This is a genomic window from Paenibacillus macquariensis, assembly GCF_900156375.1.
Taxonomy (GTDB): Bacteria; Bacillota; Bacilli; order Paenibacillales; family Paenibacillaceae; genus Paenibacillus_AQ; species Paenibacillus_AQ macquariensis.
Window position 1 is genome coordinate 267,247 of record NZ_FTNK01000001.1, and the last position, 12,023, is coordinate 279,269.

The following is a 12,023-nucleotide window of genomic DNA, read 5'->3' on the forward strand; positions in this document are numbered from 1 at the left end:
ATTAACTTATGGATTCAACTAAAGACTTATTGATAAAAAAAGCATATGCCACCCCTAGTTTAAGACAAAATATTTTTAATAAGGGCACGATTTTCTTATACTGCGATTACGCTGGTTATGTTGTACAAAATGAATTTGGCGTAGCTTGCTGTATTGTCTATAATCGAACTATAAGCGTTACCGCCAAGAAACTTCTAATTGAACATGATAAAGGTTCAAATTACGGTGAATTACTAGCTATCGCTTACAGTCTTGAGTTACTGACAAAAGCACTTACGAAACATCAACCGAAAGTCGCTATCATATTTACTGACTGTAGTTCTATATTACGAATTTTATCAAAACAACACTTTCCACATCACTTTTATGAAAATGTAAGAAATGAAATATTAGCTTCATTAGATCATCTGAATAATATGTTCCCAGAGGTTAAAGTAAGTGTAAAATACATTAGCAAACACAAGAAGAACAACCATTTGCACAGAATGGCTCATAATGAGGCTAGACATGTCGCTACTAAGTAATTTCTTCCATCACTTTTCCTACAAATAAAAAAACTAATAAACCATAAGGTTTATTAGTTTATTAATTTCTAACTAAAAATTTTTTTAATTGGGTGAGGCTTCTTATATTGTAATTGTTTCTTTCATGTCCTAGTTAATAAAACGGAACTAAAATTTAAAAAGGTGCTAACTGGAAATAACTTTCCCAATTACCACCAGTTATATCATCCTGCTTGCTTTTTAGGTATTCGTCGGCATCACATATGCTGATTTTTTCTTCATCATAGCGTAGATGATGTTTACTAGTTTCCTCATAATATTTACAATAACCTGTTGCTTCGTTTTACCCTCAGCCATCTTCTGTACATAATAGGCATAAACATGAGGATTCCTTGGTTCCCTCTTGGTACGTGTGACCGCTATCTGTCGGATAGCAAGGCTCTTGATAATATCATGTAATTCTCGATTTCCTTGCTTACTTTTGTAGTTTCGTGACTTACCACCTGACCATATGAGTTATTACACTCATGTGGCTTGAAATCAGTTATTACTTCTTCAGGTAATCTTCAACTAGAATCATCATTCTTTCACAAAATTTGATATCAGTAATTCTTACATAATAATCTTCGATAAACATTAATAATCCGAGTACCTTCATTAATTTGTCTTTTTTATTTATAAGATAATCATTTACAGACACGTCTTTAAAACTGTGATAATCCAACCAATACTGAATACTTTATTCTCTTTTAAAAGGACTTGTCTTATTTATTGGAATTAATTTCAATTATTGAAACTAAACTCAATTTCACCTTAAAAAACCTCGATTTAGTTTCAAAATTCGAACCTACAGAAGTCCTTTTTATGTAGTAACCCGGTAAAAACGCCAACTAAACTCACAATTTGAAACCAATTACCCTCCTGCGAGCAATTTTCACCTGTTAGTTTCAATATATCACACTAAATACAACCGTAATTTGGCTATACAAGTTGAACAAGACATTTACGTGTTGATCGCTGCGCGCGGAGATCATTCATTTTATTCAACTTATATACATTCCCCAACAAAAAAACAGCCCAACCATTTTAGTGATAGTTGGGCTGTTACGATTTTACTATTAACTTATCAGATCAATCTATTATTTAGATTCACCGTGCAAGTATCTGAAGAAAGGCAGATCAACCCAGAATTTAACTGGCTTAATCGTTACATCAGGATCGATTGCTTTCAAACCAGCAATTACTTTTTCTGAATTTTCATTCAGTGAGTAAGGATTTACTGTGTAAGGGCTATCTGCATCTGTAATTTGGTTGTTAGTAATTTGCGCATAACCATTCAATTCTGTTGCAGAATAATAAAGCGGCTGCCACCATGAGCTAGCGATCAAACCAGTTTGACCATCTTCATTTTTCTTTGCATATTTTTCAATTACTGCATCGAAAGCAGCTTTATCAGCAACTGTAGCAAATTCAAATTTCAGATCGTATTCTTTTGCATAAGCGATATAATTTCCGTTTGCAATTTTCACTACGTTTGGACCTGGATCGCCCCACTCAGCCAAGTGAAGGAAAGCGGAAGTTTTAGGCTCAAATTGAACTTTAGCATTTAGACCTTCACTGCGAAGCAAACCAATAAGCTGTACAGCATGCTTATAGTTGGAATGACCATAGCTTAGTGCAAGTGATGGGATAAAGTTAGGTTCAAAACGTAAATCTTTGATGCTGTAGCCTGTAATAAGCTCTTGCTCCAATGCTGTATTAACAATCTTTTGCAATTTCGGAGCGTCAATGATATCGGAAGTTTTGTATGCGCTATTCAGCTTGTTATAAATATCAGCATCATTAACGTAACCGATATATTGCTTATAAAGACCTTTAGTAATAAGTACTTTACCAGCAAGCGTGTTGATCAATTGCTCGCTTGCGATACCTTTAGGCTTGAAGTTAGCATAAAACTCTGCTGGCAATAGGCCTGTATCAACAGCAAGCGCTAATTCTTGAGCCACTTTAGTTCCTAGTGTGCTTCCGTTAACATTAATTGCGCTTAGCACTTTGTTAACTTTCGTAGCAGGATATGTGTACGCAAGCTCTTTAAGGTCAGCCGCTCTTACTGCAATGGAGATTGCAACCACATTCGTAAGTGTTTCTTCTCCTTGAAATGCAGGACCTGTTAGAATACCTTCTTCATATAAAGCAGCAGCTGCCGGGAACAATGCATCAGTTTCTTTAACATCTGTAAATACAACTTCTTTACCAGAAGGCTTAACTTTTAGGACACTAGCTATTGCGTTGATGAATTGGCCTTTCGTAATTTCACCCTCAAGTTTTACATTGTACTTTTCTTGCAAGAACTGTTTATACTGCGGTACGCCGTCCTCTTGTGAAGCAGCAACTGCTACTGTTGCAACAGGTGCAACAGATGCTGCGAAAGCAGCTGGCTGCGCAAAAATGATAGATGCGGATAAGAGGAGTGCTGTAAAAAGCTTGGCGTATGAAACAACTGATTTTGTCATGAACAATACCTCCAATTAATCCCGATATATTTTATCGGATTTACGTAACGTCGATTATTATATCAACTCAAAAACTATTATGTCAACAAAAATATTTACAAAAATTTCATTTGATAGAATGCCCGAATAATTACTCCATAGCATGGTAGCTTTCATCGTCTGCAATGCTCTGTATGTCCTCTGAACTTATGTTAATATAACGATAACCGTCTACTTGTTGTTTCTTCAAAGCCTTTTCCTATAAAAAAATAGTCATAGGAATGACCGATCAATGAAGGATTTTTGCTCAATAAGGTCGATTTGATATCGATATTTCTGAAATCGACACGATTGCCTTCTTCATTCCTTACTAAATATTTCAAATTTGGAATTGCTTTAAATATTTTTTTCATGTCTGAGTTATTTTCAACAAATATGTTAAAGACAACGCCATTCACCACCGAATTCTTTGAATCAAATTGCCATTTTATAATTAAACTTAAATCTTACATCATTTATTATTTCCGCCTTCTTTATCACGTTCTCTTGAAAGATTTATGTAGTTTGATGCAGCTTCAATAATTGACACTGCAATGACAAGCCACTCAACTTTCGTAATTTCATTGAAATCTAACTTATTATAGTAAACCGTATAAATCGCAATAGCAGCATATAAGAATGATTTTATCCCGTATTCAAACTTTGAGGAATGATTACTAAATAAATACTTCAATGCACCAATACGCTGAAGAATTTCTAATATAACTATAACTACGATTAGCATGAATACCGATACAAATAAATTACTCAATTAAAACCTCACTCCCTCTTATTTGCCTTTTTTGTTCTTCTGATAAAGCAGTCATTTCATCCAAACAAAGATACATATTTTTCTCTGAATAAATCTATGTCACTTATACCTAAAGAAATTAGAGCAATTGAATATATAAAAGCTTGAACCAACCAACCTGTCTTAGGATATACGTTTAAAAACCAGTCGTCTATGCTTACTTCAATGATTTCAGTTTTATTTCCCACACGTTTTTTTATCTCTATACAATTTTTTTGACCAGAATATTTTATTGTATTGTGCGAATCAGCATTACGGATATTTCTGTTTAACACTTGTGTTATAGATTCATACTTGTTATTCGTCTCGGTATTAAAATATTGAATTCTATTATGAAGTGCCAGTTTTAAAATATTATCACTTTTTACTTGCTCGTTCTTTGCTATTCTAATCGAATTTGGTTTCCTACCATTGTCCAACATTTCTTGAAAAACAATGCACGCTTCACTATAAGTGTTTGCTAGATAAAGCATAATATCATATGCCTTTCTCGTTGGTATCCAGCCTAATTTATTTAATTCATTTTTAATAGACTTGATTTCACTATAATCGATAGTTTTAGAAACTAGATATGCAAAAACTGTATCCGTAGGTTTCTTCTTTAACAATTTCAATTGCTCGATTAGATATGTTGTCTCGCTCATTTTTTATTCACCAGTACTTTCAAATTAATGTTTTGATGTTAAAGTTTCAAGTGAAGTGTAGTGAAACATTTCTTTAGGAACTTCTTCAATTCTCATTACGGCAAAATTAAATTTAGAATTTGACAAGCAGTTTCAGATAATACTCGGGATCTACGCACTCATTTCCCCCATACAGATAGAAGAGTACGCTTAAATCTACTTCAAAGAGTGATCAGCTTTCCATAGCTGAAATAACAACAGGTTATCATCTGAAAACCATCCTCCGAAAAGCTCCAACAAAATAAAATCCACCTTATTTGGTAGCTAGCCCATGAATACACGATCTACTACTAAACTAAATTTTTGAAATGATAGCACCAATGATAGCACCAATAATTAGATTAACTATTGCATACAACCAATGATCTTTAACCGACTCAAATATTCCCTGTGGTGTCAATCCATAAACTTGGTAAAACCTAGAATTAGTCTTCAGGCTTCCTTGATCTACTTTCTCGAGTACCGTATGAAAAATGTCAACTTTTTTCAAAGTTGACTGATGGAGCTTAACATATTCCTTATTATCGAATGCCTTCGCTTCAACTTCTCCCGAAAGAAAGTCTCTTCTGGATATATTATTTCTGTCAGTTAGTCTCTCTAATCTAGGATGTCCAATGTAATTCAGCCCATAAATATCAACCAAAAAACGAGGTAAGTCTATTTTAATTTTAGAGTCAATTACTTCTGGCTTCCCACCTAAAACTGTAAACCTATTTTCAATCGCTTCAAATCCAAAGTTAAGGTCACGCATATTCCAATGTACCCAAGAAAAGTCCTTGTGCTTCTTTACAAATTGAAAGAAATCCTTCAGCATATCCTTCTCTAAAGCATCATAGTGAGTTTCAATCTCGTTAAATGCTATTCTTTTTGTTTCCGCTATTCTATGAATTGCAAATGATTTAGTTTGCGCTGTATTGAAATACCTTACAGCAATTGAAGTAATCCGAGGAGTTTTACCTTCATTTATATCATAAAGGCTCTCACACGAATAATGAATGATTAAAATATGAGAAGGATTTCTTGATATTTCGTCAATTGTTTCAATTGCTTTTTTTCTTTTGTTTAAGCGGTATTTTAACGACAATTCTTATTCCCTCCACCAGTCAAGTAACATTATTTTAATAATAGCTACCGATACCTACCTTCATAAGTGCACTACTATATTTGTAATTGAACTTTATGTAAGACATATCATGCTTTGAGCTACTTCGTGAACACACAATACCATATGTTGGTATATCTGTCTTTAACGTATCGCTCAGAAATCATTATCGAGTTTCTGGCTATATGTATACTGAGCCTTTCAGCAAATAACAATCGTATTTCATCTATTATCCATCCCCCGCCCCTCTCCAACAAAAAACCACCTCCACAGGTGGCTAATCCTTAACCTTATGAGTTTAACTTCCACACTCGATACACTTCGTAAACATACGTCTATAAAGCACAGAGCAACTCCCGACACAATGGAGTTAACTCTCAATAAAACTTCTCTTTTATTGAACTACCGTGTTCCGTAGGATCAATCATGAATATGTTTCAATTTAACTTGTTTCGCAAAGTCATTCAATTCAGGCATATAAACTTGAATACCATCAAAAGGGAACGGATCATCAGACTTAGCTGGTTGTATGTGTCTCCTGATTCCACTTCTCTGAAAATCCATGTTGGTGAACAAAGGGCGTCAGTGACACAGCTGGAATGCTCTATTATGTGGAGTTTCGGGCTACTTTGATACACATTCATTATTCCCAAGTTTTTTATCGGGTTTCCTCATTATCTCAATTAGTTAGCCTTAGATAGTGAAGTTTAATATCTTGTAATGCAATACTTAAATCAAAAGATGCATCAATAGCAATATATAATGCAATAATACTTGCTAATACAACTACAATTGCAACATCTTTAAGTGTTTTTCTGTTCTTCTTATAAAGGAAAAACGAAATTACTGCAACAATTATAAAGTATGATAACGATATGATTAGTTTTGAAAGTATCAATTTACTATCGCTTACAGCCATCATAAAATTTTGTAATTCATCTTGATTGTCGATACTTTCTTCGATAGTGGTTATATCTCCTTTGTAACCTACCTTCCAAGAGAATGAATTTTCCTCTTTGGTTACGGTGTACTCATAGCCCATAACTTTACCATCAACAATAATTCCTGAATATTCTTGTGTGTCTTCTTCACGTTGGGTACAAGCCGATAATATTAAAGTGAAACAAAGCAACACAATCGGAATATATTTTTTTATAATAATCCCCTCTTTAATTAGATTAATAAGCACTATGCACTGAATTTTGATAAGCGTAAACTGTCGTTTGTTTCCATCATTTCAAATACAAATGATGTTAATAGAAACTCTTTTATATTATGTTTTGTGGTTTCATTACTATGGCTATCTACGAACAAGAACCAAGCGAGGTAATTGTCAAGATATTTGGTAGCCACACCTTTAAAAGGGTAAGCCCATTGTTTCAAACGTGCATATAATTTCTCCTTTATATTTTCGGTGATTTCACCTAATTAGTTATTGAGATTATACTATAAGTTACCATTCCCTTAGCGTTGATTCTCACTACACAAAAAAAGACCTATCTCATTAGAAAGGTCTTTGCTAAAACTAAATTCTGAAACGAACACCACTTACCGTTCACAAGCAATCAAGTCTTTGTCTCGATCACTCTTCTTATTGGCGTCATACAGTGCCTGAGAAACAAAAGGCTTGTGCTTCGTTTTCCCACCCTTGTTTTTGACTGAGGAGGAACGAGCCACTCCACCTTTGTACACCTTGTTCAACTCCGTACAGAAGTCTTGAACCTGATAACGAAAGTTTAGAAGTTTAATTACCTCACGGAAACTAATTTCAGCGATAATTTCCATTAATCAGTACAACACTAATTTTGACTTGTAGGCATACTCGTTTATACTCTCCATTGCTTTCAAACAAAATCCACCTAGTTTTTCTTGATATTTATGAAATAGTATCATATCTTCTTCTGTACGTCCTTCAAGATCGATATCGAAATCTGGACGTAAATAGAAATCCTTTCTACCAGCTCTCCGTGTAAAAAAATTAAGTGTCATGAATGTACTAAGTTCATTCAATGAATTAATTAGTTGATCCAAGACTGTGTTAAGTTCATCATTAAAGTATTTTGTAGTCGGTTTCCGAGAAAAATCTATAAAATCCGTAAGTTTTTTACTTTCCTCTATATTATATGAACAAGATGTATGAACACTTTCTATTACTTGTAACAAAGACTCACTCTCTATTCTTTCAATTATACTTTCAAGTAAACGCTCATCCATTTCAAAACGCTTTCCATTCTGTGGATTTTTATCATTTCCATTAAAAATATTGGTCGTATTGTTATTTACGGTTACAGCTCCATCCGTTTGGATATTTTTAGAACCATTTTGATTTTTTATGTATTGTGGTATGGGTGGATTCTTTTTTTTAAAGAAGAACCTATATATACCCCCTACTATTACTAGACCAGCACCAGAAAATATCCAATCTAAATTTGAAATAATATAGTTCATATCTTCCTCCAATAAATTGCTATTTATCACCTTATGAGTCTATAAAAATATTAGATTATACAACATTCTAATCAAGTCATTTACTCATAACCTTCTTAACAAACTTCTCTGCTTTATAGTCCTTCTTAATTTCATGAAGTACTAAACTATTAGTTTCTCTCCATGATTCCAAGATCGTCCTCGGCTCAGCTTCAATCCTGTCCTTGACTGCTTGAATATCATCTCTCTTGAATGCTTCAATTATGCTTATCAAATCATCACGATCCAACAACTTTACATGATTTATTCCTGCCAACGTTTCACATGGTTCTGTAAACTTAGCAGAAGCTATCACAATGGCTTTCTTTGCCTTATAATACCTCATACAGGAAAATACTTCCTGAACTGCGCTTATGCCTACTGGAGCAGAGTATCGCTTCGCCTGTACCACATTTCTTATCCCATCTCGATCAGTAAAAACTACATCTGCACCAAAATCTCTAGCCCCAACTGTCTTATATACTCCCTTGTAACCTAATTCAAGAAACAATCTATATAGATACATCTCAAATCCAGTACCATCTTCCATCAAATCAATGTCTGAAATATCAATTGCTTTTAAAGCATAATTCTCTTCCGATGGTTGACTAGCACTCTTATAAGCCGTTTTGTTCCTGATTATATATCCAATCAAAGTCCCAACACATACGATGATAATGATTGCAAAGACTATGTATCCAAACAAAGAACAAACCCCCAACTCAATTTTATGCTTGCTTCTAAATAATCTGATTTAGCTTAACTCTGTGTTCTATGATCATATACGTTTCTAAATAAAAGGCTTGGCTTGATTTGTTCTATATGCTCGTACTGATAGCCCCCTTCAACTTCTTTACCTTGAATCCTTAAGAAGCGATAACTTACATCAGTATTCAAAAAATCAATTCTGAAACGAACCACTTACCGTTCACAAGCAAACCTTGCTAATCTAGCCGTTTACGTGTTTTAAAAATCCTTCTCTCTTTGCCCATTCATATGTAAAGTTCTCTATTTCTTCAACTCTTACTTTCGGTGGAACTGTACCATCCCTTTGTGTTATCCAACTATTTTTAAACAATAATACCATTGGGATAATATATAAGTCATCCATGTACTCAAGAATTAAAATTGATGCAAAACCCTCCATATGTATATCCCCCAATTGAATTATTATATTCATCTTATCTCTCACTGGATGAATATAGCAATAGAGTATATGTTGGATGCTTATATTAACCATTACTTTAAACAAACTAGAAAAAAAATAGACTTACCTTCAAATGAAGGAAGCCTACGTAAGTTTATATTCACTTCTGGATTAAGGAGGGTAACCCTCTAGCTAATTGTTGTTCCAAGAGTGCTTAATACCCATTTTATTATTCCTCTATGAAGGTCAGTGGACTATGTTTCTGATATTTCCTCCCAATTTCCTCGTCTGAAAAATCCAAGTATGCTTTCTGAGTTACTTCCACAGAAGAATGCCCCAATATTCTACAAAGGGAAAACCAATCTCCATTGTTTAAAATATAGTATTTAGCAAAATCATTTCTTAGTTGATGAGGATGAATGTGGATTCCAACCTTTTCTCCAGCATCACGCAATGCCCGTTCAAAATTCCTTACATTTAGTTGTGTTCCTTTAGTTGTGGGAAACATAAATGGACTTTCAGAATATCTGTCCTTATAACGTAGCCATTGCTTTAATTCATTAGCTGATTTAAAGGAGAAATATACAAAGCGTTCCTGTTTGTTCTTAGCATTCGTGATATGAATACTTTTATGTTGAAAATCTATATGCTCTGGAAGAATACTCAAGCATTCACCAATCCTCATGCCAGTATCCAACAGTATTCTTGTTATAACTCGATTTCTATATCCATGAAATGTACTTGTTTCAAATTGTCCAAACACTCTTTTCAATTCCTCTGGCTTTAATGTCTTCTTCATTTTCCGTTCAATTTTAGGATTTTCAATCTTTTCAACTGGATTCTTTGGAATTTCTCTTTCTACCGTATACAGATAATTAAAAAACACTTTGATGTTTCTAATGTAATTTGCAATTGTAGTCGTGGATAATTCCTTTTTGTAATCTTTCCTGTTCTCAGGATGATTACTCTGTTTGGATTCTTCTTTGTTAACGACGGTATATTTCCCTCGTTCCCTTAGATACTTAATATATTGACGAATATGACCTGACTGAACTTTCTTTACTTCTTCGATTTGGAACTCATTTTTCAAATAAGCTACAAATAATTTTAATGTTTGTTCGTAACTTCCTAGCGTCTTCCGTGATAAATTCTTGGATAAACAATAGAGCATAAAATTATCTAACTGAAATTCAATGTCTGTCATAACAGAAATACCGCCTTTTCGTTGGATTTTTCTCAAACCCAATAAATAGCGGTATTAGTTGATTTGTCCTATAGAAGTTTATCAGTTTGGAAACGCTAATTCCAGATATTCACTGCCATAATTGTTCTGGAAGTAAAAGTTTACCAATCATCGCAATCCCTTACCATACATCAATCCTTACGCTCTCAGCTAACCTTATGCTCAATTCTAAGCTTGTCAGCCACCATCGCAATGAAATTCCGAGTTCGTTGGCTTAGACTTGCTTATATTGATCGTGTAGCCGAACAGGTGACTGATGGAGTCGATGTTGCCGCGTGTCCAGGCGTAGCAAGGGATTCCGCATTCACTTCGAATTTATTTCCCGGGCAACTTTACGTAAATTCAACGGTCAGCATTCGGTCATAGCGATAAATTTACGTGTTCTTTGTCGGAACGTTTAGTAATACTTTATCGCTAGAGAGGACGCCAATAAATGTCACGTAATACTCCGAAATTCGGCTTCATTTCTAAGCGCAATCAGTCCGTTAATTTCGACTTAGAAACGCAAGTAGAACGATTTTTACAGAGGAAGCGTATTGAAAAACGATCACCTCGTACAGTCTCCGCGTATGAGCAAGTGCTTTCGCAATTTCGTAAATGGTACGATGTACAAAAGGATGCGGAATTAAATACGGATACGTTCCGTAGCTACATTCATTACCTTACGTTTGAGAAAACAAGATGGGATGATCACCCTACGAGCCCTAACGGTAAACTCGGATTATCCCCACGTACTGTAAACAACGCAATACGGAATATGAAGATATTTTTTAATCATCTCGTTAATGAGCGTATCATAACGCGCTCCCCAATGGAGCCTATCGGTTACCAAACGGAGGAAAAGGAAACCTTTGAAGTATTCAACGATGAGAATGTATTAAAATTATTAAACGCTCCAAATAGACGCGTATACACAGGAAGGCGCGATTATTGTATGATGCTCGTTCTCTGTGACGGGGGGCTCCGATTAAAAGAGATGACGAACCTGCGACTATCGGATATTGATTTTAGACTTCGCCAAATTACGATTCGTGCCGAGATAGCAAAGACAAACACTTTACGCATAGTTCCAATATCACAACGGACAGTCCGTGAACTTGAAAAGCTAATCGAATATATGGACGTAGGGGAAGACGATTACCTGTGGCTTACACAATTTGGCGAGAAGTACTTCGGTGACACTTTCGCGAAGATGCTTAAATTATATGCCAAGAGAGCTGGCGTTACTGGTGTGCGTGTTTCGCCTCACACATTCCGCCACTATTTTGCGGTTAAGTTTCTACGCGGAGGCGGTGACCCAATGGCGCTTGCTCGGATACTCGGACATACTTCGTTAAACATGACGCAAGTGTACGTGAAGTTTACGGAACAGATTTACGCGAACAGCACGATAAAGCTTCACCAGTAATGAACCTATTAGATGAAGGAAACGAGAAAAAACGTGGTAAGCATAAGTTTAATTAAGGTATTGTAAACGCAAAAATAGGCGCAGACTCAACGGATTTCACTCCGCTAAATCTGCGCCTATCTTCATTTA

At 34.9% G+C, this 12,023-nt stretch carries 12 protein-coding genes and 4 pseudogenes; 2 read left to right on the forward strand and 14 right to left on the reverse strand.

What is annotated here, in order from left to right; all coding sequences use genetic code 11:
- Positions 1–8 precede the first annotated feature (8 nt).
- On the forward strand, positions 9–524 hold the full coding sequence (locus BW961_RS01155) for a hypothetical protein (RefSeq protein ID WP_068590023.1): 516 nt from the start codon (positions 9–11) through the stop codon (positions 522–524).
- Positions 525–743: 219 nt separating this feature from the next.
- Here the strand turns inward: BW961_RS01155 and BW961_RS31830 are convergent.
- From BW961_RS31830 to BW961_RS01220, 14 genes and pseudogenes are all read right to left on the reverse strand, one after another.
- A pseudogene (locus BW961_RS31830) lies at positions 744–1,016 on the reverse strand (IS110 family transposase); the annotation flags it as partial.
- 626 nt (positions 1,017–1,642) lie between these two features.
- On the reverse strand, positions 1,643–3,016 hold the full coding sequence (locus tag BW961_RS01165; protein WP_068590021.1) for an S-layer homology domain-containing protein: 1,374 nt from the start codon (positions 3,014–3,016) through the stop codon (positions 1,643–1,645).
- 130 nt (positions 3,017–3,146) lie between these two features.
- Positions 3,147–3,254: pseudogene (locus BW961_RS32110) on the reverse strand (SLOG family protein); the annotation flags it as partial.
- A 252-nt stretch (positions 3,255–3,506) separates the two neighbouring features.
- Positions 3,507–3,806: a hypothetical protein gene (locus tag BW961_RS01170; protein WP_068590017.1), complete on the reverse strand. Its 300-nt coding sequence runs from the start codon at positions 3,804–3,806 to the stop codon at positions 3,507–3,509.
- Positions 3,807–3,862: 56 nt separating this feature from the next.
- On the reverse strand, positions 3,863–4,489 hold the full coding sequence (locus BW961_RS01175) for a hypothetical protein (protein ID WP_068590014.1): 627 nt from the start codon (positions 4,487–4,489) through the stop codon (positions 3,863–3,865).
- A 334-nt stretch (positions 4,490–4,823) separates the two neighbouring features.
- On the reverse strand, positions 4,824–5,612 hold the full coding sequence (locus tag BW961_RS01180) for a hypothetical protein (RefSeq protein ID WP_068590012.1): 789 nt from the start codon (positions 5,610–5,612) through the stop codon (positions 4,824–4,826).
- 697 nt (positions 5,613–6,309) lie between these two features.
- Positions 6,310–6,819, reverse strand: coding sequence for a hypothetical protein (locus tag BW961_RS01185; RefSeq protein ID WP_139331494.1), 510 nt, complete (start codon positions 6,817–6,819; stop codon positions 6,310–6,312).
- A pseudogene (locus BW961_RS01190) lies at positions 6,819–7,025 on the reverse strand (IS1595 family transposase); the annotation flags it as partial. The gene BW961_RS01185 and the pseudogene BW961_RS01190, both read right to left, overlap by 1 nt.
- 153 nt (positions 7,026–7,178) lie before the next feature.
- Positions 7,179–7,415 carry an excalibur calcium-binding domain-containing protein gene (locus tag BW961_RS01195; protein ID WP_082867622.1) on the reverse strand — a complete coding sequence of 79 codons (237 nt, stop codon included), beginning with the start codon at positions 7,413–7,415 and terminating at the stop codon, positions 7,179–7,181.
- A gap of 3 nt (positions 7,416–7,418) precedes the next feature.
- Positions 7,419–8,078, reverse strand: coding sequence for a hypothetical protein (locus tag BW961_RS01200; RefSeq protein WP_068590008.1), 660 nt, complete (start codon positions 8,076–8,078; stop codon positions 7,419–7,421).
- A gap of 76 nt (positions 8,079–8,154) precedes the next feature.
- Positions 8,155–8,802 carry a restriction endonuclease gene (locus BW961_RS01205; protein WP_068590006.1) on the reverse strand — a complete coding sequence of 216 codons (648 nt, stop codon included), beginning with the start codon at positions 8,800–8,802 and terminating at the stop codon, positions 8,155–8,157.
- A gap of 243 nt (positions 8,803–9,045) precedes the next feature.
- Positions 9,046–9,243, reverse strand: coding sequence for a hypothetical protein (locus BW961_RS01210; protein WP_068590004.1), 198 nt, complete (start codon positions 9,241–9,243; stop codon positions 9,046–9,048).
- Positions 9,244–9,472: 229 nt separating this feature from the next.
- Positions 9,473–10,447 (reverse strand): tyrosine-type recombinase/integrase, encoded by a 975-nt coding sequence (locus BW961_RS01215; protein WP_068590002.1) that lies wholly within the window; start codon positions 10,445–10,447, stop codon positions 9,473–9,475.
- A gap of 185 nt (positions 10,448–10,632) precedes the next feature.
- Positions 10,633–10,771: pseudogene (locus tag BW961_RS01220) on the reverse strand (sporulation initiation factor Spo0A C-terminal domain-containing protein); the annotation flags it as partial.
- Positions 10,772–10,919: 148 nt separating this feature from the next.
- Between BW961_RS01220 and BW961_RS01225 the strand changes: the two are divergent.
- The gene (locus BW961_RS01225) at positions 10,920–11,894 is read left to right on the forward strand and encodes a tyrosine-type recombinase/integrase (protein ID WP_244555833.1); all 975 of its coding nucleotides are present in this window, start codon (positions 10,920–10,922) and stop codon (positions 11,892–11,894) included.
- Positions 11,895–12,023 lie beyond the last annotated feature (129 nt).

What these genes read in the sequence shown, in the direction of transcription:
- BW961_RS01155 (WP_068590023.1), top strand. Translation starts at nt 9, where the DNA reads ATGGATTCAACTAAAGACTTATTGATAAAAAAAGCATATGCCACCCCT.
- BW961_RS01165 (WP_068590021.1), bottom strand. Translation starts at nt 3,016, where the DNA reads ATGACAAAATCAGTTGTTTCATACGCCAAGCTTTTTACAGCACTCCTC.
- BW961_RS01175 (WP_068590014.1), bottom strand. Translation starts at nt 4,489, where the DNA reads ATGAGCGAGACAACATATCTAATCGAGCAATTGAAATTGTTAAAGAAG.
- BW961_RS01195 (WP_082867622.1), bottom strand. Translation starts at nt 7,415, where the DNA reads ATGGAAATTATCGCTGAAATTAGTTTCCGTGAGGTAATTAAACTTCTA.
- BW961_RS01200 (WP_068590008.1), bottom strand. Translation starts at nt 8,078, where the DNA reads ATGAACTATATTATTTCAAATTTAGATTGGATATTTTCTGGTGCTGGT.
- BW961_RS01210 (WP_068590004.1), bottom strand. Translation starts at nt 9,243, where the DNA reads ATGGAGGGTTTTGCATCAATTTTAATTCTTGAGTACATGGATGACTTA.
- BW961_RS01215 (WP_068590002.1), bottom strand. Translation starts at nt 10,447, where the DNA reads ATGACAGACATTGAATTTCAGTTAGATAATTTTATGCTCTATTGTTTA.
- BW961_RS01225 (WP_244555833.1), top strand. Translation starts at nt 10,920, where the DNA reads ATGTCACGTAATACTCCGAAATTCGGCTTCATTTCTAAGCGCAATCAG.